This is a genomic window from Streptomyces sp. LMG1-1-1.1, assembly GCF_040815545.1.
Taxonomy (GTDB): Bacteria; Actinomycetota; Actinomycetes; order Streptomycetales; family Streptomycetaceae; genus Streptomyces.
Genome location: NZ_JBFPNH010000032.1, coordinates 44,589 through 66,735 on the forward strand (window position 1 = coordinate 44,589; position 22,147 = coordinate 66,735).

Consider the following 22,147-nt stretch of genomic DNA (forward strand, 5'->3'; position numbering starts at 1 on the left):
TCGTCCCGTGTGCCTCGAGAGCACCTGACTCCTCCAGTGAAGGGGCGTGGCGTGCGTGTCATGACCTCCTGGGCCGGCAGGTTCAGGCTGCGGCAGTACGTCAAGGCGAGCCTGTGGATCGTGCCGATGCTCGGTCTCTTCCTCGGCACCCTTCTCGCCGAGCTCGCCCTGGTCGGCGAGGGCTCGGACTGGCCACCCGGCGGCTGGCACTACTCCGCCACGACGGCGAGCGGCGTACTCACCGCCATCGTGGGCGCGATGGTGGCGCTCCTCGGATTCGTCGTCACCATCGGCGTGCTGGTGGTGCAGCAGGCCACGGGGACCCTCTCCCCCCGGTACATGCGCCTCTGGTACCGGGACCGGCTGCAGAAGGCGGTTCTGGCGACCTTCACGGGTACGTTCGCCTTCTCCTTCGCCTTGTTGCGGAGTATCGAATCCGACTCGGTTCCGGACTTCGGCGTGACCCTGGCCGGCGTCGCGGTGGCCGTAAGTCTCGTGCTCCTGCTCATCTACCTCAACCGGTTCACCCACAGTCTCCGGCCGGTGGCCGTCGCGGAACTCGTCGAAGGCATGGGAGCGGCCGTCTTCAGGCGCGGTGCGGCAGCGGTCCGGAGCGCCACCGCCCGTGCAGCCGAGGCGGTGGCGGACGGCGACCCGGTGACGCGCATCCGTGCCGAACGCGGTGGCGCCATCCAGGCTTTCGACGTCGCCGGTCTGGTCGCGGAGGCGGCACGCCACGACTGCGTCTTCGTCCTGCCACGACTGATCGGGGACTTCGTACCGCGCGGCGCCGTGATCGTCGAGGTCCACAGGGCCTCGTCGGAGGGCACGTCCGCGCCGGATCCGGTGCGCGTGGCCGGTCTCGTCGCCCTCGGCCCCGAGCGCACCATCGAGCAGGACCCCGCCTTCGCCCTGCGGGTCCTCGTCGACATCGCCATCCGGGCGCTTTCCCCGGCGGTCAACGACCCCACGACCGCCGTACAGGTGATCAACTACATCGAGTCGTTCCTGCACATGGTGGGCAAGGCGCAGCTCCCCGGTCGTTACGTTCTGGCCGACGGCCACGGGGCCGCCCGGCTCGTGCTGCCAGGGCGTGACTGGGACGGCTATCTGCAGCTCGCCGTCTGCGAGATCAGGGACTACGGAAGCGCGTCCGTGCAGATCTGCCGCAGGCTCCACGCCATGCTCGACGGCCTGCTCGCCGACCTGCCGCCGCGGCAGCACCCCGCGATCCTGAAGCAGTCGAGCTTGCTGCGGGCAGCGGTCGAGCGGGCGTTCCCCGATCCGGCCCGCCAGGCAATCGCGCTGCAGGCCGACCTCCAGGGCATCGGAGGGCAGTCCTCCTCCCTCGCCGCCTCCCCATCCCCCGCTGCGAAAGGACGGAATCCGTGACGACACCGAAAGCCCGTCCAGCCCCCGCCGAAGAGCCGCAGGAGTCCTCGGAGGCCGACCATCTGCGGGACCTCCTACGGAAGCCCGCGTACCGCAAGGTCCTGGTCTTCAGTGCTCTGATCGGCGTCCCCGTCTCCCTGGCCGCGTTCTGGTTCCTCGTGGGCCTGCACGAGCTGGAGCACGTCATGTGGGCGGACCTGCCGAAGTCGCTCGGCTGGGACACCCCGCCCACGTGGTGGCCGCTGCCTCTGCTCGCCGTCGCCGGGGTCGTCGTGGGGCTGGTGGTGACCCATCTGCCGGGTGCGGGGGGTCACGTCCCGGCGTCCGGCCTCCACGCCGGCGGAGGCTCGGCCGCGGCCCTGCCCGGCGTGATCATCGCAGCGGTCGCGAGCCTGCCCCTCGGCGCCGTCCTCGGCCCTGAGGCGCCCCTCATCGCGCTCGGCGGCGGTCTGGCCCTGCTGTTCCGGACTCTCGTCCGCGCCCCTGCCACCCCCGAGAGTACGGCCCTGCTGGGCGCGGCGGGCGCGGCGGCGGCCATCTCCGCCATCTTCGGAAATCCGCTCATCGCCGCGGTGCTGCTGATCGAGGTGGCCGGCGTGGGCGGCCCGCAGCTGTTCGTCATCATGCTTCCCGCTCTGCTGTCGAGCGGCGTCGGAGCCGTCGTGTTCACGGGCTTCGGGCACTGGACCGGCCGCGACACGGGCAGCCTCTCCGTCCACTTCCCCACCGCTCCCCCACGCCTGGACATCGGGGACGTGGTGTGGTCGATCCTGCTGGCCGCATGCATCGGAGCGGTCGTGCACTTCATCCTCATCGGAGGTCGGCTGACGGCCCGTTTCGTGGCAGCCTCCCCCTTCGTCCGGACGGTGGTCTGCGCGGTCGGGGCGGGAGGCTGCGCCGCCCTCTACACGGTCGTCACGGGTCGTACCCCCGTGGACGTCGCCTCGTCGGGCCAAGCGACGCTGGAGGGACTGACCGGCGATCCGCACGCCTGGGGTGTCGGCGCCCTCGTCGCCGTCCTGCTGTTCAAGGCCACCGCGTACACCCTGTGTCTGGGCAGCCTCCGCGGCGGACCGGTCTTCCCCGCGCTCTTCCTGGGCGCAGCGGCGGGGGTGCTGGCCGCCCCGCTGCCCGGGCTCGGGGTGATCCCCGGAGCCGCCGCGGGCATGGCCGCGGCCTCGGCGGCCGCCCTGCGCCTCCCGGTCAGCTGTGTGGCCCTGGTGGTCCTGATGCTCGGGAACTCCCAGACGATCCCCGTGGTGATCCTGGCGGCCGTGACCTCCTTCATCACCTCCGAGCTGCTTCCGCGCGGGCCGTCGGCCACGACGACGCCGCCCGCGCGGAGGGACGCGGGCGGCGACGTCGCCAGAACACCACCTTCCAGTCGTTCTTGATGCTGACCTGGGTCCATCCCTGCCGCTTCGCCGCCTCCACCCATTTCTCGGCGGCGGCCATGTAGGGGAATTCGCGCTCCTCGTCGTCGTGGACGAGGAGCATCGCGAACCTCGTTGCTGCTGCGCGCCGGTCGGCGTCGACAGATCCCCGGTGTGCCGGCCTGCAGGTGCGGTCGGCGTCAGAACCTCCGGACACCCGCTTGCGTAGTGGGGCGGTCCGCCGGTCGACGCCGGTTCGCAGGCACGCGAACGTACTCGTCCTGCGCGGAGGGGGTCAGCGGCGTAGCTTCAGGCGGTGTACCCCGCCGTCGACCGTGCCGACGTAGAGCGTGCGGCCGTCGGGAGCGGCGGCCAACTTGGTGGTGTCGGTGTTCTGCAGGCCGGTCGAGATGTTCTCCCACGTGAGCCCGTCGTCGGTGCTGCGCAGGACGCCCCGGCCGCCTTGGACGAGTCCGGACGCCTTCGAGCCGGCGGTGGCCGCGTAGAGGGCGCCGTTCACTCGTAGCAGGTCCGAGACGTGGACGGCGAGCGGGCCGGTGTCGGCGGTGCGGAAGGTCTTGCCGTCATCGGTGCTGACCCGGACGGACGAACCGCCGACGACGAGGCGTCGGCCGTCCACCACGATCGCGGAGACGGGGCCCTCGGCGACCTTGGTCTTGGTGACGCCGCCGTCGTCCGAGCGGTAGAGGCCCGCGGCGTTGCCCAGCCAGAGGCGCCGCGGGTCGCGCGGGTCGCCGGCCATGGCGTCGAAGGACCTCTCGTGGAAGAGGTTCTTCCACGTCCTGCCGCCGTCGGACGTCGAGAACAGGCCGTCGCCGAAGATGCTCCTGAAGCTGACCGCCACCCGGTCCGGGTCGGCCGGGTGGACCAGGAGCGACGTCGGTATCTCCGACGACGTGCCCTTCACCTGCCGAGTCCGGCCGGCGTCACCGCTGCGGGAGACCTCGAAGAGGCCGGTCGCGGTGCGCCGGACCTGCCACACCACCGCGGTGTCCTTGGGCGAGACGGCGATGTGCGAGGTGAGTCGACCGGTCATGCCCTCCGCCCCGGACTGACCCCACTCGGGGCCGACGACGGGGATCGCGGTGCGGTAGGTGCCGCTCACGGTTCCGGCGAGCAGCTGGTCGCGGCTCGTCGCGAGGGCGAAGGTGGTCAGGCCCTGGATGCCGATCCTCCGGTAGCCGGTGCCGTCGGCCGCGCCGCGGTACAGGCCGTCCTGTTCGCTGGACACGGTCACCGAGCCGTCGGCCCAGCGGTCGTAGTCCATCGCGATGGCGGCCCGCGAGGGGGCGGGCACGGGCTTCCAGGTCCTGCCGTGGTCACGGCTCACCTGTCCGGCGCCGAACAGCGCGCGCAGGTACAGGTCGCCTCCGGAGGCGGACAGTCCGTCGCCGCCCTCCGCCAGGGGCAGCAGGGTGGACCAGGTGAGGCCCTTGTCGTAGGAGCCGCGGACGCCGGTGCCGGGGACGTACACGGCCACCACGGTGGAGTCGGCCGCCATGCCGCGGACGGTGTTCACGGGTTCGTCGAGGACGAGGTGCGCCGTACCGGGATCGCCCTTGCCGACGCCGTCGAGCCGCCAGACGCCGTCGAAGGTCGCCAGGTACAGGGTGGCGCCGACGAGGGCGGCGTCGCGGACGTCGCCGCTCACGCCGGTGGGGTACGTCGCCCAGCTGTCGCCCGCGTCCGTACTGACCAGCAGCGAGCCGTCTACCACGGCGGCGAGGGTACGGGTCTGCTCGTCCGCCACGAACTCGTCGATGTGCGCGTCGGGCACGTCGAGCTTGCGCCAGGTGCGGCCGTTGTCGTCGGTACGCAGGATGGTGCCCCGGCGGGTGGGGTCGGCGGCGGTGTTCACGGCGTACCACCAGCGATCGGGTCGGTGGGCGTCCACCACGACCGCTCCGGTGCCGTTGCCGTCGGCGATCGGCAGCCTGCCCGTCTGGCGCCAGCTTGCGCCGCCGTCGGTGGTCAGCCACGGGGCGGCCTTGCGGAACTGGGTCACGACGGCCTGCCTCGGCCGCGCGGGCGAGAGCGCGACGTGACCGGCCTCGTTGTTCGGGCCGATGGGCTCCCAGCGGTCGCCGCGGCTGTCGGCGGCGGTGGCCTCGAAGGCGCCGGTGCCGGTGATCCGCCGGCCGTCGGTGGTCGTGGCCCGCACGGCCAACCGGTAGGCGCCGGCCGCCTTCCCGGTCACGTCGGCCTGGTAGTAGCCCGCGCCGTTCATGGTGGTGGGCAGCGTGAAGGCCTTGCCGTGCGGCGGTGTCACCCTGATCTCCGGCGGCGCGTTCAGGGCGGCCGGGGCGGCGATGTGCACGGTGGAACGGCCGTCGCTCGGGTCGGGGGACGCCTGGACGACCAGGTGCCGGACGACGAGCAGATACGGCACCCGGAGAACCGGGCCCCGCGCGGGGGTGGCCGTGATCCGGCCGCTGATCTCCGTGTCGGTGGCCGGGCGGTCTGCGCGCAGGGTGACGCCGACGGTTGCCGACCCCCTGGCGGGGAGGGTGACCCGTGACGGAGACACGGTGGCGGGTCCGGTACTGCCGAGGGTGACGGTCAGCGGTTCCCCGCCGGGGTTGGCCAGGCGTACCTCGGCGGTGCCGCCGACGGTCCTGTCCGCCAGGTCGGCGAGGCCGAACGACACGGTCGTCGGCGAGGCGCTGAGGGTGGCCGCCGCCGCGGCGGCCACGTCGAGCCGTCCGTTGCCCTGGACGGTGGGGCCGGTGCCGGCGAGCGGCTTCGCGGTGCCGATCAGTGCGGACCTGATCCCGTCGGGGTCCTGGTCCGGGCGCAGTTGGCGCAGCAGGGCGGCGGCTCCGGCGACGTGCGGGCTCGCCATCGATGTGCCCGACATGCGGTAGACGCCGGGTGCGTACATCGAGGTGGGGATCGAGGAGCTGATCTCCACGCCGGGTGCGACGAGGTCGGGCTTGAGGCCGAAGCCTGTGCCGGGTCCGCGCGACGAGAACGAGGCGATGTCGTCGGTGGAGTCGGTGCCCCGCAGGGTGACGGACACCTCGCCGGCGGCCAGTTCTCGGCTCAGCTGGGCGTACTGGGTCGTGTCGATGCCCATGACGACCAGGCGGTCCATGCGCAACGAGTCGCCGGACGCGGCGGTCCGGCCGAGGTCGGGCCGGGCGGGGGTCTCCCGGGCCTCGACCGTTCCCGGGGTGGCGGCGAGCACGGGTCCGTCGTGGACCGGCAGGCCGCCGAGGACGGCGAGCGCGCCGCGCTTCTCGGCCTCGCGTGCCCAGTCGATGTCGCTCTGGCTCAGGACGTCCGTACTGGGGGCGACGAGTATGTCGGCCCGCAGGATCTTGCCCCGTACGTCACCGATCCGCTTCCAGTCCTCGGCGGTGCCCGCGCCGACGTCCACGAGCGGCGCGGTGACCGGTTCCCGGGGCGGGTTCGCGGACAGGACGCCTCGGTACGTCTGGATCAGTTCGGGCTCCTTGCCCGCCAGGTACGCGCGGGGAATCCGCAGCCCGCTGGTGGAGGCGCCGACCGCGATGACGCCGTCGGCCGAGGCCGGTGTGCTGACGGTGCCGCTCGCGGGTCCGTCGTTGCCCGCCGCCGCGACGACGACCACTCCGGCCCGCACGGCTGCGGTCGCCGCGCGGCCCAGGGGGTCGGTGCCGTCGCCGGGGCCGCCGAGGCTCATGTTGACGACGTCGGCAGGGTGGGGGTTGCTCGGATCGGCCGCCGCCTCGATGCCGGCGATGATGTCGGAGGTGTAGCCGCTGCCGTCGGCTCCGGTGACCTTGTAGGCCAGCAGGCGCGCGTCGGGCGCCATGCCGGTGACGCCTCCCTTCGTGGCCGCCTTGCCCGCGATGATGCCCGCGACGTGGGTGCCGTGGCCGTTGTCGTCCATCGGGTCGTCGTCGCCGTTGGCGAAGTCGAAGCCGCCGACGACCTTGTGGCCCTCACCGAAGCCGCCGCCCAGGTCGGGGTGGCCGTAGTCGACGCCGCTGTCCAGGACCGCCACGACGGTGCCCTTGCCCGTGGCCTTCACCCCGGTCGGGTCCTCGCGCTTCCAGACCTCGGGCGCGCCGGTCAGCGGGACGCTGGTGTCCGTACGCACCTGTATACGGGTGTCGGGCCGGACGGCGACGACGCCCGGCAGCGCGGCCAGCCGCGCGGTCTCGGAGGCGGGCACCGTCATCGCCACGGCGTTGACGAGCAGGCCGAGTTTGCGGGGTGCGGCGGGGTGCAGTCCGGCTTGCCGCACCGTCCTGACGAAGGCGTCCTGCCGTGCCGCCAGGGCCCGTCGGGCGTCGCCGACGACGGAGGTGGCGACGGCGGTCGGCGAGCTGAGCGAGCCGCCGGGGGCGGCCGCCACGGCGGCGTCCCCGGACAGTTCGACGATGACCCGCTGGTTCGGGTCGGGTGACTTCGCGGTCGCGGTGCCGGGTGTCGCGGTGAGCGTCCCGGCCAGCGCGACGGTGGTGACCGTGGCCGCCAGCAGGCGTCGGCAACTTCGTGGGTTCTTGGCCATGGGGAGAAGTCCTAGCGCCGAAGTCACGCTCCGTACAACGGCTCTTGGCGGCCCATTGCTGCACCTGGCACAAGTGGGCCACCATCCGCATATGACGAACGAGCTCACCGCGGCAGGAATCGATCCGTTCGACGAGAGCGTCTACCGGGCCGTGTTGACACGGCGTACGGCGGCACCGACCGAGCTCGCCGCCGACCTCGGCTGCTCCCCCCTCCGCGCTGCAAGGGCGCTCGACCGGCTGCACGACCACGGCCTGGTCGGGCGGCTCGCGGGCGCCCGTCGCCGGTACGCGGCGATCGAGCCGGGAGCCGCGGTCGAGTCCCTGGTGCGGAACAGGACCGCCGAGTTGGACCGGGTCCGTTCGGCGGCGGGCGAGCTGTCCCGCCTCTTCGCTGCGGCCCAGGCCGGAACGTCCGGGGAGGACGAGGTGGAGATCGCCACGGGCCGTGAGGCGCTCGGCCGCTGGTTCGTCCGCCTCCAGCAGGAGGCGCGCGAGGACGTCATGACACTGGACCGGCCGCCGTACGCACTGACCACCTCCAACCCGGTGGAGAGCACCGCATTGGGGCGCGGCGTGCGCTACCGCGCGGTCTACGCCCCGGAGGCGCTGGAGTGGCCGGGGGTGCTCGAGGACATCCGCGGACTCGTGCGCCGCGGCGAGCAGGCCCGGGTGATGCCGGGCCTGCGGATCAAACTGGCCATCGCGGACCGCCGGCTGGCGCTGATGCCGCTCTCCCTGGACCTCGATGGCGTACGTGCCGCGGTCATCCGACCGTCCAGCCTGTTGGACGCCCTCACCGACTACTGGGACCTGTGCTGGAAACAGGCCCTGCCACTCGACGCCCCGGCCGAGGACCCGCTCGGCGAGGAGGATCGCCTGGTGCTCACCCTGCTGGTCAGCGGCCTCAAGGACGAGGCCATAGCCCGCCAGCTCGGCTGGTCGGTCCGCACCATGCGTCGGCGCATCAGTCGCCTCCACGAACTTCTGGGCGCGGTGAACCGCTTCCAGGCCGGCGTCGTCGCGGCTCGCCGCGGCTGGATCTGACCTGCCCCCGGGCCGGGGCGGACGCACCTGTTCCCCGCGTCGTACGTGTCAGGCGACCAGCTCGTAGATGCTCCGGGCCGCCACCCACAGGCCGGCGACCAGGGAAAGGGTGACGATCAGCTGCTCCTGATGATGCGCCAACCAGTCCCGCAGGGCGGTCAGCCGGGCGTTCGCGGCAGCGGGCGCCCAGACCGTGTACATCTCCATCACGATGAGGCTGAGCGTGGCCAGCAGACAGTAGCCGACCAGTGCGAGCCAGGCGTTGACCGTGGAGAGGTTCGCGTCGACGGCGGTCGCGGCGCCGGCGCCGACCAGCCCCCACGGCTGCAGCAGCCATGCGAGGCCGGCCGCGGTGGCAAGGGAGGCGTCGTCGATCCGGGCGGCCCAGCGCGGCGGGCCGTGCGGGCGGGGCGGTCGGCGGCGCCGGTGCACGCCGTACAACACCATCGCCAGGCCGATGGCGAGCTTCGCCACGACCACGGCCGTCGACGGGGCGCTGTGATGCGCGGGGGGCTGACCACCGGTCAGCAGCACCACACAGGCGATCACCGCGACGAGATTGGCCAGCCACGACAGCAGGAACGCCAGTCCCTTGCGAACGCCGCGCCGCGAGGAGAGCAGGAGAATGAAAGCACTGTTGTGCAAGGGCCCCAGACTGATGGCCGTACCGATCACGATCAGGTCGAAGACCATCGAATCAGCCGCTCCTGGAGGTAAGGGTGGTTTTTCCGGTGGACGGGCGGGCCGGTCGGCAGAGTCGGGCGACGCTCGTGCGGGCCGCATCCCGACTTTGCAGGTGGTGGAGGGGCCGGTCAAGCAGGCCACGCCCTCACGTCGCCGCGTACATCGGAGTCCGGGACCTGACTTCGACGGCGCCGCGACCAGCGATCACATGGAGTCGGGGTCGCGGTCGGGATGCGGACGGAGTCCGGGCCGCCGCTCGGCGTTACGCCGACTCCTGGTGATCGGTCAAGGCTTCCGCGGGTCGTGAAGGGGATGCCCTCCGGTCGACTCCGCCACGCCAGGTAACAATCGGTCACGTATCGCACCGACCGGCCTCGCCGTCGGAGAGGCTCACCGGCGCCGGCACCACTCCGCGCGCCGGCGACCCCGCCGGGGATGCGGACGCCGAGAACCGTGCGTTCCAGCCGCCGGAACCCGACCAACGGAGGACCGACGTTGACCCGCAGGCGCCGCACTACCGTTCGCGCGCTCCTCACGGGGGCCATGGCCCTCGGACTCGTCACCACCGCCACGGCGGCCGTCCACGCCCGGGCGCCCCGCGCCGTCGCGAGCCCGAGCACCGTGGGCGCCGCGTCAGCGGACGCCGACTGCTCCGGTTCCGTGTCCGTCTACGGGGCCCTCGCCGACGGCCGCCTGACGTACTCCCAGATCGACCCTCCAGCGGCAACCGCGTCAAGACCCACATAGGCCCCGACCTCGGTTTCGAGCCCCGGGCCATGGCGACCCTGAACTTCAGCACCGTCCTCGCCACCGACGCGTCCGGCACCCTCTACCGGATCGACGTCAAGACCAACAACCTCTCCCTCGCCCTGATGAGCGCGCCCACGCCGATCTGGACGGGCTGGACCCACGACAAGCTCGTCTACGACGGCCACGGACATCTCTACGGCACCGCGGGCGGCGTGCTGCTGCAGTACCTCGTCTCGCAGCCCAAGCCGGCCGGGTCCCAGCACATCGGCCAGCGCCGTGAGATCGGCACCGGTTTCGTCCTGAAGGCGCTCACCTCCACCGGGGACGACCGGCTCCTCGCGAACACCACCGACGGCCGACTGCTGGAGTACCGGATCGACGACACGGGGAACTGGACCGGCAAGCAGCTCGTCGCGTCCGGTTGGTCCGGCTTCGGCAAGCTCGTCTCGCCCGGCGGTGGCCTCTACTACGGCGTCACCTCCGCGGGAGGCATGTACTGGTACGAGGACCTCGACCCCGACGACGGATCGGGCAGCGACATCGTCTACCACAACGACGATCCGGTCGACGTCTCCGGCTGGACCCAGACCCTCCTCTCCGCCGAGCCGGAGACCGCCGAGTGCGTCGGCCGGCAGTACGCCTACGTCCTCCCCCGGTCGGCCGTCCCCCGCAGCGAGCTGGACGACCCCCACCACGACTACGCGGCGATCGACATCCAGGACCCCATCGGCACGCCCGTCTACGCCGTCACCCGCGGCACCGTGGCACACATCGACGGCGGCTTCGGAAACGGCATCGCCCTCACCGACGCCAACGGCGTGACGTACATCTACGGCCACCTGGACTCCCGCGCCGTCGCCGCCGGCACCACGGTCACCCCCGGCCAGTACCTCGGCGAGTCCGGCAACACCGGCCAGTCCACCGGGCCGCACCTCCACTTCGAGATCCGCATCGGCGGCGTCAAGCACTGCCCGCAGCTATTGCTCCTCGCCCTCTACGACGGCACCACACCACCGGCCCCGAGCTCCCTGCCCACCAGCGGCTGCTCCTACTGACCCCGTACGGCCGCGGGGCCCCACCGGCCCCGCGGCCCGCGGTACGGAGGCGGAGACCCTGTTGGACTCTCGTACGGGCTCTTGGATGTTCGGCTCAGTCCGTGGCCATCTCCCCGCCGGCTCGCGATCATGACGCCATGAACGACGACAGCTCACTCCCCCTCGGCCTCGACTGGACCATCGCCCCGGCGACGTGGTCCCTGGCCGCAGGCGTCCTGACCGTCACGGCCGCCCCGCGAACGGACGTCTTCACGGACCCGGTCAGCGGGGCGGCGCGGCGTGACGCCGCCATGGCCCTGACCGGTCCGCCGGAAGGCGACTGGCAGTTCTCCGCCCGGCTTCGCGTCGGCTTCCGGTCCGCCTGGGACGCCGGGGCCCTCATCGTCCGGTCGGACGACGAGCACTGGGCCAAGCTCAACTTCGAGCAGGCGCCCGACGGAGCGCCGAGCGTCTACTCGGTCGTGACCCGGGGGCGGTCCGACGACGCGCTCGCCGGGCCCGTCGCGGGAGACGCACTGTGGCTGCGCATCAGCCGGATCGGGGAGGGGTTCGCCTTCCACGTCTCGGACGACGGCGAATTCTGGCGTCTGGTACGACAGTTCGCCCTGGACGGCCCCCGCCCCGTACGCGTCGGCATCGAGGTGCAGTCACCCGTCGGCGACGGCTGCCGCGTCCACTTCGACGACATCCGGCTCACCCCGACGAGCCTGGCCCACCTCTTCGACGGGCGATGACACCGCGAGGCTTCGCCGCCACCCCATCAGGCAACCCGCTGTCCGGGGAGGACATGGGCCCGCGGTTCCTCGGTCCGCTCGCACCGAGGTCGTCGTCACGACGAACGCGGCGATGACCGCGAGGCCGGTAAGCGCTCCGAACAGCTCGGGGTAGTCGCGCAGACGTGGGGCGAGGGCGGCCTAGGGGTGCCGTAGCGTTCCCCTCGTTCGCCTGCCCTGAGGAGATTCGCGTGTCCGCCCGTGCCCGGCTCTGTGCCACCGTCCCCGCCCTCATGTCCTCATCGGAGGCCGGTCCGCCGGAGATCGTCGGCCCGCCCGGAAGCAGGATGCTCGTCCAGCGGAGCGACACCGAGATCGTGGCGCAGCCCCTGGACGACGCCTTCACCGCCCGCCCTGACTCCAGCGTGCGCTTCCCGGCACCCTGGCCCCGAGACCGCGGGACGTGGGAGGTGTCGCCGGACGCCGGTGTGGCCGTCTTCGCCGGGGTTCACGCCGTGCGAGCGGTGGAGCCGTCGGGTGCGGTGCGCTGGGAGGTCCGCCACGGATGCTGGTACGGCGCGTGCCGGGAGACGCACGAGTCGTACGACGAGTACGCGGACCGTCAGGACCATCGCTACCCGGACGGCGGTTCGGTCGGCTTCTCGGCGGACGGCAGGTTCGTCTGGGCTCACGTGCGCGGGCCACTGCCCGACAGCGAGCTGAGCCCGGACACCGTCGACGAATGGCTCCTCCTGGACGCGGCGAGCGGTCGCGTGCTCGCGCGGGTCGACGCCGAGGCCGCGGCGGCCGGCAGCTTCCACCTTCCCCACCCGACCGACCCGCACCAGATGGGGCTGAGCATCGGCGAAGGGCAGGATGGTGCACCCCTGCGCTGGGGCAGGTGGGACGGGCGGGAACTGGACGTGAACCACCTGGGAGGCGACCTCTGCCTGTTGAGCGTGAGCCCCTCGGGCGAGCGGCTCATGACCGTCTCCCACGACCAGGACTCACTCGCTGTACGTGACTCCCGTGGCGCCGTGCTGGAGGGGTGGGAGTGGGACGCCGAGGCATCGATCCCGCGGCACCCCGACGCCCCCTCCGAGGATGACGGAGAAGCGTACGGCTGCTGGGACTGGGCGGGCGGCTTCGTCGACGAGACCACCCTCGTCGTATCGACTGCCGAGTGCGACGAGGAGTGGGGGCCGTTGCGTCACTGGCTGATCGACACCAGGGATGCGCGCCGTCTCATGCCGGTCCTTTATCCCTCGCCGGTCCCGTCCCAGCCGTCCGCGCTGGGAGGGGGCGCCTGGTCGACGTCGTCCGAGTCCCGCGACGCTCTCCACGTCTGGGAACGGGACACTCGGAAGGACTGACGTCGACCGCCCCGGCCTTCCACAGCGGATGCTCCCGCGCGGCCCAGCGGCGGTCCACGGTGCCGGCACGCATCCCCTTCCTCGCCTCCGGATCGCGCAGCGCCATCACGACGTGGGCGACGACGGCCGTCGCGACCGCCGTGGCTCCCCAATCGTGTACGAAGGTCGCACCGGTCCGCCATGCCAGGGGGGCGAGACCGGTCCACCACATGGCCAGGCCGGTGCCGAGCATCAGCAGCATGGACCCCAGGGTCCATTGGGCGTAGATCTTCTGTCCGGCGTTGAACTTGCCCGCGGGGCGGTCGGGCAGGCGTCGGCGCACGGCCCGCAGCCAAGCCCGGTCGGCGGGGCCGAACCGGCTCAGCCGTGCAGCGTCGGCGCGCACCACCCGGAGGGCCAGCCCGCAGAGGAAGGGAACGGGGAGCGCCGTCCCGCACCACACGTGGACGGTCACCACCACGTGCCGGTTGCCCACCGCCTGGGCCAGGGGCGAGAGGTACAGGCAGGCCGCGGTGGCCAGACAGGTCAGCATGAGACAGGCGGTGGTGCGGTGGACCCAGCGCACGGCCCGACCGAAGCGGATCAGGCGGTCAGACGGTGGCGGCATCGTCGCGTCCGTTCGACGAACCGACCCAGGCGTCCGTGTCGTATCCGCGTTCTTCCCAGTAACCCGGCCGGACCGTATCGGTGACGGTGATCCCGGACAGCCACTTCGCCGACTTGTAGAAGTACATGGGTGCGACGTAGAGGCGGGCCGGGCCACCGTGGGCGTGGGAGATCGGCGCGTCCCGGAGCCTCAGGGCGATCAGCACGTCGTCACGCCGGGCCTGCTCCAGAGTGAGGCTTTCGGTGTAGACGCCGTCGAAGCACCGGAACCGGACCGCGCGTGCCTCGGGCCGCACCCCTGCCGCCGCGAGGAGGTGGGCCAGTGGTACGCCCTCGAAGGGGGTGCGCGGCACGCGCCAGCCCGTCACACACTGCACGTCGTGCACGATCCTGCGCTGCGGCATCGCCTGAAGGTCGGCCAGTCGGTACTCTGCGGGCCGGTCCACCAGTCCGTCGACCTTCAGGGTGTACGCGGTCGGCCCCCGCTCCGGCACCGAAGACGTCACGGAGTAGTACCGGAACCCACCGGATCCGGGCAGCACGGCCGCCAGCCCACTGGGATCCCGGCTCACCACCGCCTCCTGCGCGCGCTGGAGTCGAGGTCCCGCGAGGACCCCGACCGCGCCCAGGCCGAGGATTCCCAGCACGACACGTCGGCCGACCGGGGCACCCCGGCTCTCGTCATGGTCGTCATCATCCATGACGCCGATTCGACCAGGCGGCTACGCCGACTGCCAGGGCCGACGCCCGACCGTCAGGCTTTCGTCATCTTTGGCCCGTGGGGCGACGCAGCAAGCCCACCCACCGCCTGCCACCGGAACGACGGTCCTGACCACCGGCCGCGGCGCCGCGTGGCGCGGTCGAGCATCGCGTCGAGGGGTCACGACCCGGCGCGTGCCTGTGGGTCTCCGGCCAGGAGTTCGGCGAGGCCGCGACGGGTGGCGGCGATGACCACGCGGTCCTCCGGGCGCAGGATGTAGCCGGGGTGCAAGTCCCAGAGAAGTCGGGGCCGTTCCGCGTCGTGGTGGCTGGAGGCGAGGTCGGGGCGGCGCGTGTCCGGAGCGGCGGTGTCGAGGGCGAGGACGCGCCAGGCGCCGGCGCGAAAGGCTTCCGAGACGCTTCGGTCTTCGAGCTGCGGGTGTCCGGCGACCAGGAGGGCAGCGAAGAGGAGGACCTTGCGTTCGACGGGGATGGCGCCGAGGATCTGGCGGCCCATCATCGCTCCGGCGAAGGCGGGTGCGGCGAGATGGGAGACGCTGCGGCTGCGGGTGAGGGCGTCGGGGTGGGCGGAGCGGAGGGTGCGGTAGACGGCGGTGGCGAAGTCGTCGTCGAACAGCCGTAGTGCGACCCGGAGGTCCGCCTTGAGCGTGCGGGCGCAGAGCGCGGCCTCCGGATTGGTGGCGTCGGAACTGGTGAGGGCGAGCAAGGCGTGGGCACGGTCGATGTTCGCCGCCTCCAGCACGCCGTCCTCCGTGACGTCGCCGACGACGACCGGCACCTGCAGGTTGCGGGCGAGCGGGATACCTCGGGCGTCGGGATCCTCCTCGACACAGACGACGGGAATGACCGGTGTCGTCCTCGTCCGGTGCATGGTGGCAGCGGACGGTGCAGGGGTTCACTGCCGGATCTCGGCACCCTTTACCGGTCAGCGGGTACCGGCTCACCCCGTTGCGCCCATTCGGAGCGGGCCGACGGGTGCGCGGCCCTCCACCGTGGTCGACTGGGCTGGACCGATTCCACCTGACCGGAGGCCACCATGGCGATCGTCGCAGTCTTCGATGTCCCGGGCATGACCCAGGCCCAGTACGACGAGAGCGCGGACAGGGTCACCGGCGGGCGCGGCGCCGTGACAAGCGCCGCCGACTGGCCCGTCCCCGGCCTCATCTCGCACACCTCCGCCCCCACACCGAACGGCTGGCTCGTCGTCGACGTCTGGGAGTCGGAGGAGGCCTTCCGGCAGTTCGGCGAGATCATCATCCCGATCCTGCGCGAGCTCGGCGCTCCGGACGTGCAGCCGAAGATCTACCCCGTACACGCCGTAGTGACCCGCTAGCAACCGCTCAACGCGAGTCCCCGGCCGTCAAGAGCGGGGCCGGTGTCCACTGCCGCGGCGCCCACCGGCGGCCTGATGTGAGCGCTCGGACTCCATGACGTAAAAGACTGCATAAAAAGAGGCGCCTGAACGGGAGTTCTGCCCGTCAGGCGCCTCTCGCTCGCCCCACCCAGGCAGGGGCGTGCAGTCGAGCAACCTCCCCGGCTGCGCATCCGGCCCCGGCCAGCCGGACCGTTCGACGCGGCACCCTCGACACCTCGCGCGGCCGACGCGGTGGCCGGGGCTGAGGTCAGCAGATCCGCGGCAGCTGTTCTCCGAGGGGCATGTCGACGACGCGGGTGCCGCCGAGTCCGGTACGGGCCACGACCATGCCCGGGTGGGTCTCGACGGCCTCGCCGATGACCGCTGCTTCGGTGCCCGTGGGGTGGGCGCGCATCGCGGCCAGTACGGCGTCGGCGTGGTCACGTGGGACGAAGGCGACGAGCTTGCCCTCGTTCGCCACGTACATGGGGTCGAGTCCGAGTACCGCGCAGGCGTTGCCGACCGCTTCGGGCACCGGGACGGCGCGCTCCTGGATGGCGACGCCCGTGCCCGACGCGGCCGCGATCTCGTTCAGTGAGGCGGCCAGGCCCCCGCGGGTGGGGTCGCGAAGGACGTGCAGGTCCCGGGTGACGGCGAGCATGGCCTCGACGAGGCCGCCGAGCGGTGCGCAGTCGCTGTTGATCTCGACTCCGAATTCGAGGCCCTCGCGCACGCTCATGATCGCCACGCCGTGCATGCCGATGGGGCCGCTGACGATCACGACGTCTCCGGGCACCACTCGCTGCGGGCGCAGGTCGACTCCGTCGGGGATCAGCCCGATGCCGGAGGTGTTGATGTAGATGCCGTCGCCGTGACCGGCCTCCACGACCTTGGTGTCACCGGTGACGACCTGGACGCCGGCCGCGCGCGCCGCCGCGCCGAGGGCTTGCGCGACGCGGGCGACCACGTCGGTCTCGACGCCTTCCTCCAGGATGAACCCGCAGGAGAGGTGGCTCGCCCGGGCGCCGCTCATGGCGAGGTCGTTCACGGTGCCGTTGACGGCGAGGTCGCCGATGGTGCCACCGGGGAAGAAGAGGGGGCGCACCACGAAGGAGTCCGTGGAGAACGCCAGGCGGGCGCCGCCGATCCGGATCTCGGCGGCGTCGGTGGTGTGGGCGAGGGCCGGTCCGCCGTAGGCGGGTGCGAAGACGTGCTCGATGAGTTCGGCGGACAGTACTCCTCCGCCGCCGTGGCCCATGACGATGCGGGGTCGGTCGCGCAGTGGCGCCGGGCAGGTCCAGGCGAGCATGTCGGGGGCCGGCTGTGCGGCGTCGACGGCCTGGGGGGTGCTGACGGTGTCAGGCAAGGGGGCTGCCCTCCAAGGAAGCGGTGACCGGGGACGGGGTGTCGGAGGCCGTGGGGGCCGATGTGGGGGGCCGCTGTCCGGGGGTTCCCGCGTCGAGCCGCCGGTAGAGGTAGTAGGCGGCGCAGGCGCCCTCGCTGGAGACCATCGTGGCGCCGAGCGGGGAGCGGGGCGTGCAGGTGGTGCCGAACGCCTCGCACTCGTTCGGTTTCAGCAGGCCCTGGAGCACTTCGCCGCTGCGGCACTCGGCGGGCTCGCGGGTGGCGATTCCCTCGACGGAGAAGCGTTGCTCGGCGTCGTGGTCGCGGTAGCGCTCGGACAGGCGCCAGCCGCTGTCCGGGATGACGCCGATGCCTCGCCAGGCCCGGTCGGTGATCTCGAAGACATCGCTCAGCATCGCCTGTGCCGCCGGATTGCCCTCGGCCGTCACGGCGCGCTGATAGGCGTTCTCGACCGTGTGCTCGCCCCGCTCCAGCTGGAGCACGGTCCTGCGTACGCCTTCCAGGATGTCCAGCGGCTCGAATCCGGTGACCACGATCGGCACGCGGTGGCGTTGCGCGAGCTCCGGGTACTCGGCCGTGCCCATCACGCTGCAGACGTGGCCGGCGGCGAGGAACCCCTGGACGCGGCAGTCCGGGGACCGCATGATCGCGTCGATCGCCGGGGGGACGCGGACGTGGGAGACGAGCAGGCTGAAGTTGCGGATGTTCCGCTTGCGGGCCTGATGGACCGTCATCGCGTTGGGCGGCGCCGTGGTCTCGAAGCCGATGCCGAAGAAGACCACCTCCCGGTCCGGGTTCTGCTCGGCGATCCGCAGCGCGTCCAGCGGGGAGTAGACCACCCTGACGTCGCCGCCTTGCCCGCGGACCTGGAACAGGTCGCGGCCCGTACCGGGGACGCGGAGCATGTCGCCGAAGGAGCAGAAGATCACTCCGGGCCGGGAGGCGATCTCCAGGGCCTTGTCGATCATCTCCAGCGGCGTGACGCAGACCGGGCAGCCCGGGCCGTGGATCAGTTCGATCTCGGACGGCAGGAGCTGGTCGATGCCGTGTCGGATGATGCTGTGGGTCTGGCCGCCGCAGACTTCCATCAGGGCCCAGGGGCGGGTCACCGTCGCGCGGATCTCGTCGAGCAGCCGGCGTGCCAGGTCGGGGTTCTGGAACTCGTCGATGTACTTCACGGCCGTACCTCTCCGTGGACGTCATCCTCCGTCTGCCACTCGCTCACCGCGGCCTCCGCGGCCTCCCACGGGTCTCCGAACTCCTCCTGGAGCAGACCGAGGGTCTCGAACAGCTCCAGCGTCCGCCGGGCCGACTCCTCGTCGAGCTTCTGGAGGGCGAAGCCGACGTGCACGATGGCGTACTCGCCGGGCTTCAGGTCCGGCAGGTACTCCAGGCACACCTCCTTGACCACGCCGCCGAAGTCGACCGTGGCCATCCGGGTACCGTCCCGGTCCTCGACGTCCAGCACTTTTCCGGGTACCGCCAGGCACATGGGTGTCTCCTCACTTTCGCTCTCGTCGCGGTGTTCCGGGGGTCGCCCCGTCCGTGGTCCGGGCGGCCACGACGAGCTGACCGAGAGCCAGACCGCCGTCGTTCGGCGGAATCCGGCGGTGGCGCAGGACGGTGAAGCCGTCTTCCCGCAGTCCTTCGGCGCAGGCCGAGGAGAGCACCGTGTTCGCGAACACTCCCCCGGTCAGGGCGACGGTCTCCACGCCGGTCTCGCCGCGGGCGGCGGCGCAGACCTCACGCACCAGTCGGGCCACGGCACGGTGGAACCGCGCCGCGACGACGGCGGCGGGGGTCCCGTCCAGCACGTCGGCGGCCACGGCGGCCAGCAGGGGGGCGGGGTCGGCGGTGAGCGGGGCGCCGGCCCGCGGCGGGCCGAGCCGGAAGGCGTAGCGTCCGTCCTCGGCCACGGTGGGTGCGCGCAGGGCCGCGGCCTCCAGCTCGATCGCGGCCTGCGCCTCGTATCCCGCGTGGTGGCAGATCCCCGCGAGGGAGGAGACGGCGTCGAAGAGGCGCCCCATGCTGGAGGTGGGTACGCAGTTCAGCTCGCGCGCCAACTGCTGTTCCAGCAACGGAAGTTCACCGGGCGCGCAGGCTCGTACGCAGGGCAACGCACGGTCGGCGGTGAGGCCGGCGGCCCGCAGGTGGGCCAGAGCCATGCGGTAGGGCCGCCGTACCGCGGCGTCGCCACCGGGCAGGGGTACGTAGGCCAGGTGCGCGAACCGCGTGAAACCGGCGTAGTCCGCGAGGAGGAACTCGCCGCCCCACACGGCGCCGTCGAGCCCGTAGCCGGTGCCGTCGAAGGCGACGCCGATCACGGGGCGCGTGCCGTCGAGGCCGTTCTCGGCCATCGCCGCCGCGACGTGCGCGTGGTGGTGCTGTACGGGGACGACGGGCCGTCCCGCCGCGTGTTCGCGGGCCCATCGGGTGGACCGGTAGGCGGGGTGGCGGTCGGCGGCGAGCAGTCGGGGCCGGACGCCGGTGACGGACTCCAGCTGCCGCTCGGCGGAGGCGAGGGCGAGCTGCGTGGCGAGGTCGTCCATGTCGCCGATGTGGGCGGAGAGCCAGGCCTGGCGTCCGTCGCCGAGGCAGAACGCGTTCTTCAGGTCGCCTCCGACGGCGAGGGCGGGGCCGACCTCGACGGGCAGCGCGACCGGCAGCGGCGCGTAGCCCCGGGAGCGGCGCAGCGTCAGCTGTTCGCCGTCGCAGACGCGGACGACGGAGTCGTCGCAGGGCACATGGATGGGCCGGTCGTGCAGCAGCCAGGCGTCCGCCAGACCGGCGAGCCTGGTCAGTGCCTCCGCGTCGTCGATGACGATGGGTTCGCCCGCGAGATTGCCGCTGGTCATGACCAGCAACCGGGGCCCTTCCCGGTCCGGTGCGCCAACGCCGAGGAGGAGGTGGTGCACGGGGGTGTACGGAAGCATGAAGCCGAGGTCCGGGCTGCCCGGTGCCACCCCCTGCGCGGGGGCGGCGCCGCCGCGCGGCCGGGCGTCGTCGCGGCGGCGCAGCAGGACGACGGGCCGGACGGCGCCGGTGAGGAGTTCGCGTTCGAGCGGGCCGAGGTGCGCGAGGGGCTCGATGTCGGCGAGGTCCGCGGCCATCATCGCGAACGGTTTGTCACCGCGCGCCTTGCGGTGGCGGAGTTCGGCCACCGCGTCGGGGTTCGTCGCGTCGCAGGCCAGGTGGTAGCCGCCGAGGCCTTTGACGGCGAGGATCGCGCCTGAGGCGAGCATCCTGCGCGCGGCGGCGACCGGGTCGGGATCGCGGTCGGGGTCGGCATCGGGACAGGGATCGGAATCGGGACCGCGGTCGGGGTCCGGGTCGGGGGTGGCCCGGGCCCGGTCGGAGTCAAGGGCCTCGACACCGAAGGCGACGGGGCCGCCGGGCGCCGTGACCAGCCGCAGCCGGGGGCCGCAGCGGGGGCAGGCGACGGGCTGCGCGTGGAAGCGCCGGTCGGCCGGGTCCGCGTACTCCCGGGCGCAGTCCGGGCACATCGGGAAGCCGGCCATGGTGGTGTGGGCCCGGTCGTAGGGCAGTCCCGTGACGATCGTGAACCGCGGGCCGCAGTTGGTGCACGTGATGAAGGGGTGCAGATACCGCCGGTCGGTCGGGTCCGCGAGCTCGGCGACGCAGTCGTCGCAGGTGGCGGTGTCCGGCGGGACGAGGGTGCGGACGGCGCCGCCCTGACGGGAGGGCACGATCGTGAATCCGCTGCCGCCGCTCGCGGTCACCTCTGCCGCCTCGACCGACTCCACGCGGGCCAGGGGCGGGGCGTCGGGTGCGAGGCGGGCGCAGAAGGACGCGACGTCCGAGGGGTCGCCCTCGACCTCGGCGACGACGCCGTCCGCCGTGTTGGTGACGTGGCCGGACAGGCGCAGTCCGGTGGCGAGGGCGTAGACGAAGGGCCGGAAGCCCACGCCCTGCACGACACCGCGGACGACCACGCGGCTGCGCCGCGCGGCCATGGCCGGGGCGGGTCCGGGCCGCGCAGCGGTCACGCGCCGGCCTGTGCCATCGCCGGGGTGTGGGCGCGGTTCCCCTCGGCCACCGCGAGGGCCCGGTCCAGGAGCGCGCCGGCTCCTCGGCCGTCGCGCACCGAGCTGAGGACGACCTCGACGCCGGGGTTGACCTGCTGCACGTGGGCGCGGAAGGCGGTCTCGTCGAACTCCGCGGCCTCGGCCATGTCGGTCTTGGTGACGATCACCAGTTGGGCGAGGCCGAACGCGGTGGGGTACTTGAGCGGCTTGTCCTCCCCCTCGGTGACCGAGGCGAGCACGACACGGAGGGACTCCCCCAGGTCGTAGCCGGCGGGGCAGACGAGGTTGCCGACGTTCTCGACGAACAGCAGGCGGACGGACTCGGGCAGCCAGTCGTGCAGGTGCCGGGCGACCATGTCTGCCTCCAGATGGCAGAGGCCGTCGGTGAGCACCTGCTTGACCGGGACGCCCGAGCGGGCCAGGCGGCGGGCGTCGTTCTCGGTCGCCAGGTCGGCGGTGAGCGCGGCGGCGCTGACGCCCCGTTCGCCGGCGAGGCGCAGTTCGCGCTCCAGCAGGGCGGTCTTGCCGCTGCCGGGGCTGGAGAGCAGGTTGATGACGGTGGTGCCGCGGGCGTTCAGCTCGGTGCGCAGGATGTGTGCCGCGGCCTCGTTCTTGGCGAGGACGGCGCGCTGGAGATCGACGGCTCGGCACATGGTCAGCTCTCTTCGGTGATCGGTCGGCGAGGTCGTTCGTTCGTCGTTTCGGGGCAGGCCCAGCGGACTTCCCTGATCTGGAGTTCGCGGCCGGAGACCAGTTCGTCGGCCGCGGCGCCGCAGCGGGGACAGAGCAGCCGGGGCGGCATGCCGACCGCCCAGTCCTCGGCGCACGGTGCGCAGCGCGCGGTGCCCGGGACGGTACGGGTGATCAGCTCGGCGCCCTCGACGACGGTTCCGGCGCAGGCGAGTTCGAAGCAGAAGGCGAGGGCGTCGGCGACGACGCCGGCCAGCTCGCCCACGTCCAGCTCGATGCTGCTGACGCCGGCGACCCCGCGGGACTTCGCCGCGGCCTCGACCTGGTCGACGACGGCGACCGCGAGGGACATCTCGTGCATCGGTCTCCGTCCTGGGCGCGGGGGGTTCGGGCGCCATTAGAGAACGGGGGGCGGCGGGGGTACGCCCGGCGCGCCGGGACCGGGCGGCGGTGTCGTCCGTT

General features: G+C 72.5%; 16 protein-coding genes and 2 pseudogenes. 7 read left to right on the forward strand and 11 right to left on the reverse strand.

All coding sequences use genetic code 11. The features are described 5' to 3' along the window. The first annotated feature begins 60 nt into the window (after positions 1-60). Together MRBLMG1_RS18500 and MRBLMG1_RS18505 are read left to right on the forward strand one after the other, a co-directional pair. Complete coding sequence (locus tag MRBLMG1_RS18500) at positions 61-1,392, forward strand: DUF2254 domain-containing protein (RefSeq protein ID WP_367825407.1); 1,332 nt, start codon at positions 61-63, stop codon at positions 1,390-1,392. Continuing rightward, the gene (locus tag MRBLMG1_RS18505) at positions 1,389-2,786 is read left to right on the forward strand and encodes a chloride channel protein (RefSeq protein ID WP_367825161.1); all 1,398 of its coding nucleotides are present in this window, start codon (positions 1,389-1,391) and stop codon (positions 2,784-2,786) included. The genes MRBLMG1_RS18500 and MRBLMG1_RS18505 overlap by 4 nt, the downstream gene beginning before the upstream one ends. A 274-nt stretch (positions 2,787-3,060) precedes the next feature. Here the strand turns inward: MRBLMG1_RS18505 and MRBLMG1_RS18510 are convergent, their stop codons facing one another. After that, on the reverse strand, positions 3,061-7,284 hold the full coding sequence (locus tag MRBLMG1_RS18510; RefSeq protein WP_367825162.1) for a S8 family serine peptidase: 4,224 nt from the start codon (positions 7,282-7,284) through the stop codon (positions 3,061-3,063). Positions 7,285-7,375: 91 nt separating this feature from the next. On the opposite strand from MRBLMG1_RS18510, the gene MRBLMG1_RS18515 reads away from it, so the two are divergent. After that, the gene (locus tag MRBLMG1_RS18515; protein WP_367825163.1) at positions 7,376-8,329 is read left to right on the forward strand and encodes a helix-turn-helix domain-containing protein; all 954 of its coding nucleotides are present in this window, start codon (positions 7,376-7,378) and stop codon (positions 8,327-8,329) included. Between the two features lie 48 nt (positions 8,330-8,377). Here MRBLMG1_RS18515 and MRBLMG1_RS18520 read toward each other — a convergent pair whose 3' ends face one another. Continuing rightward, positions 8,378-9,022 carry a GAP family protein gene (locus MRBLMG1_RS18520; RefSeq protein WP_367825164.1) on the reverse strand — a complete coding sequence of 215 codons (645 nt, stop codon included), beginning with the start codon at positions 9,020-9,022 and terminating at the stop codon, positions 8,378-8,380. Between the two features lie 767 nt (positions 9,023-9,789). Between MRBLMG1_RS18520 and MRBLMG1_RS18525 the strand changes: the two genes are divergently transcribed. The 3 genes from MRBLMG1_RS18525 to MRBLMG1_RS18535 all read left to right on the forward strand — a co-directional run bounded on the left by MRBLMG1_RS18525 (position 9,790) and on the right by MRBLMG1_RS18535 (position 12,904). After that, complete coding sequence (locus tag MRBLMG1_RS18525) at positions 9,790-10,818, forward strand: M23 family metallopeptidase (RefSeq protein WP_367825165.1); 1,029 nt, start codon at positions 9,790-9,792, stop codon at positions 10,816-10,818. Positions 10,819-10,955: 137 nt separating this feature from the next. After that, positions 10,956-11,552 carry a DUF1349 domain-containing protein gene (locus MRBLMG1_RS18530; RefSeq protein WP_367825166.1) on the forward strand — a complete coding sequence of 199 codons (597 nt, stop codon included), beginning with the start codon at positions 10,956-10,958 and terminating at the stop codon, positions 11,550-11,552. A 230-nt stretch (positions 11,553-11,782) separates the two neighbouring features. Further along, positions 11,783-12,904: a hypothetical protein gene (locus MRBLMG1_RS18535; protein WP_367825167.1), complete on the forward strand. Its 1,122-nt coding sequence runs from the start codon at positions 11,783-11,785 to the stop codon at positions 12,902-12,904. A 94-nt stretch (positions 12,905-12,998) separates the two neighbouring features. Here MRBLMG1_RS18535 and MRBLMG1_RS18540 read toward each other — a convergent pair. The 3 genes and pseudogenes from MRBLMG1_RS18540 to MRBLMG1_RS18550 form a co-directional block, all read right to left on the reverse strand. After that, a pseudogene (locus MRBLMG1_RS18540) lies at positions 12,999-13,511 on the reverse strand (cytochrome b/b6 domain-containing protein); the annotation flags it as partial. After that, positions 13,495-14,211: a molybdopterin-dependent oxidoreductase gene (locus tag MRBLMG1_RS18545; RefSeq protein ID WP_367825168.1), complete on the reverse strand. Its 717-nt coding sequence runs from the start codon at positions 14,209-14,211 to the stop codon at positions 13,495-13,497. The pseudogene MRBLMG1_RS18540 and the gene MRBLMG1_RS18545, both read right to left, overlap by 17 nt. Before the next feature lie 179 nt (positions 14,212-14,390). Further along, positions 14,391-15,074 (reverse strand): annotated as a pseudogene (locus tag MRBLMG1_RS18550) (NAD-binding protein); the annotation flags it as partial. Positions 15,075-15,266: 192 nt separating this feature from the next. On the opposite strand from MRBLMG1_RS18550, the gene MRBLMG1_RS18555 reads away from it, so the two are divergent. Beyond that, positions 15,267-15,563, forward strand: a complete 297-nt coding sequence (locus tag MRBLMG1_RS18555; RefSeq protein ID WP_367825169.1) for a hypothetical protein — start codon at positions 15,267-15,269, stop codon at positions 15,561-15,563. A 289-nt stretch (positions 15,564-15,852) separates the two neighbouring features. On the opposite strand, the gene hypE is transcribed toward MRBLMG1_RS18555, so the two are convergent. From hypE to MRBLMG1_RS18585, 6 genes are read right to left on the reverse strand one after another with little or no spacing between them, the layout of a single operon-like run. Beyond that, positions 15,853-16,893 (reverse strand): hydrogenase expression/formation protein HypE, encoded by a 1,041-nt coding sequence (gene hypE / locus MRBLMG1_RS18560; RefSeq protein WP_367825408.1) that lies wholly within the window; start codon positions 16,891-16,893, stop codon positions 15,853-15,855. A gap of 49 nt (positions 16,894-16,942) precedes the next feature. Beyond that, positions 16,943-18,127 carry a hydrogenase formation protein HypD gene (gene hypD / locus MRBLMG1_RS18565; protein WP_367825170.1) on the reverse strand — a complete coding sequence of 395 codons (1,185 nt, stop codon included), beginning with the start codon at positions 18,125-18,127 and terminating at the stop codon, positions 16,943-16,945. Further along, positions 18,124-18,441, reverse strand: a complete 318-nt coding sequence (locus MRBLMG1_RS18570; protein WP_367825171.1) for a HypC/HybG/HupF family hydrogenase formation chaperone — start codon at positions 18,439-18,441, stop codon at positions 18,124-18,126. The genes hypD and MRBLMG1_RS18570 overlap by 4 nt, the downstream gene beginning before the upstream one ends. 10 nt (positions 18,442-18,451) lie before the next feature. Beyond that, complete coding sequence (gene hypF, locus MRBLMG1_RS18575; protein WP_367825409.1) at positions 18,452-20,923, reverse strand: carbamoyltransferase HypF; 2,472 nt, start codon at positions 20,921-20,923, stop codon at positions 18,452-18,454. A gap of 29 nt (positions 20,924-20,952) precedes the next feature. Then, complete coding sequence (hypB, locus tag MRBLMG1_RS18580; protein ID WP_367825172.1) at positions 20,953-21,648, reverse strand: hydrogenase nickel incorporation protein HypB; 696 nt, start codon at positions 21,646-21,648, stop codon at positions 20,953-20,955. Between the two features lie 2 nt (positions 21,649-21,650). After that, on the reverse strand, positions 21,651-22,046 hold the full coding sequence (locus MRBLMG1_RS18585; protein WP_367825173.1) for a hydrogenase maturation nickel metallochaperone HypA: 396 nt from the start codon (positions 22,044-22,046) through the stop codon (positions 21,651-21,653). Positions 22,047-22,147 lie beyond the last annotated feature (101 nt).

What these genes read in the sequence shown, in the direction of transcription:
- MRBLMG1_RS18570 (WP_367825171.1), bottom strand. Translation starts at nt 18,441, where the DNA reads ATGTGCCTGGCGGTACCCGGAAAAGTGCTGGACGTCGAGGACCGGGAC.
- MRBLMG1_RS18500 (WP_367825407.1), top strand. Translation starts at nt 61, where the DNA reads ATGACCTCCTGGGCCGGCAGGTTCAGGCTGCGGCAGTACGTCAAGGCG.
- MRBLMG1_RS18555 (WP_367825169.1), top strand. Translation starts at nt 15,267, where the DNA reads ATGGCGATCGTCGCAGTCTTCGATGTCCCGGGCATGACCCAGGCCCAG.
- MRBLMG1_RS18515 (WP_367825163.1), top strand. Translation starts at nt 7,376, where the DNA reads ATGACGAACGAGCTCACCGCGGCAGGAATCGATCCGTTCGACGAGAGC.
- MRBLMG1_RS18545 (WP_367825168.1), bottom strand. Translation starts at nt 14,211, where the DNA reads ATGGATGATGACGACCATGACGAGAGCCGGGGTGCCCCGGTCGGCCGA.
- hypF (WP_367825409.1), bottom strand. Translation starts at nt 20,923, where the DNA reads ATGGCCGCGCGGCGCAGCCGCGTGGTCGTCCGCGGTGTCGTGCAGGGC.
- MRBLMG1_RS18525 (WP_367825165.1), top strand. Translation starts at nt 9,790, where the DNA reads ATGGCGACCCTGAACTTCAGCACCGTCCTCGCCACCGACGCGTCCGGC.
- MRBLMG1_RS18510 (WP_367825162.1), bottom strand. Translation starts at nt 7,284, where the DNA reads ATGGCCAAGAACCCACGAAGTTGCCGACGCCTGCTGGCGGCCACGGTC.
- MRBLMG1_RS18520 (WP_367825164.1), bottom strand. Translation starts at nt 9,022, where the DNA reads ATGGTCTTCGACCTGATCGTGATCGGTACGGCCATCAGTCTGGGGCCC.
- hypE (WP_367825408.1), bottom strand. Translation starts at nt 16,893, where the DNA reads ATGCTCGCCTGGACCTGCCCGGCGCCACTGCGCGACCGACCCCGCATC.
- MRBLMG1_RS18585 (WP_367825173.1), bottom strand. Translation starts at nt 22,046, where the DNA reads ATGCACGAGATGTCCCTCGCGGTCGCCGTCGTCGACCAGGTCGAGGCC.
- hypB (WP_367825172.1), bottom strand. Translation starts at nt 21,648, where the DNA reads ATGTGCCGAGCCGTCGATCTCCAGCGCGCCGTCCTCGCCAAGAACGAG.
- MRBLMG1_RS18530 (WP_367825166.1), top strand. Translation starts at nt 10,956, where the DNA reads ATGAACGACGACAGCTCACTCCCCCTCGGCCTCGACTGGACCATCGCC.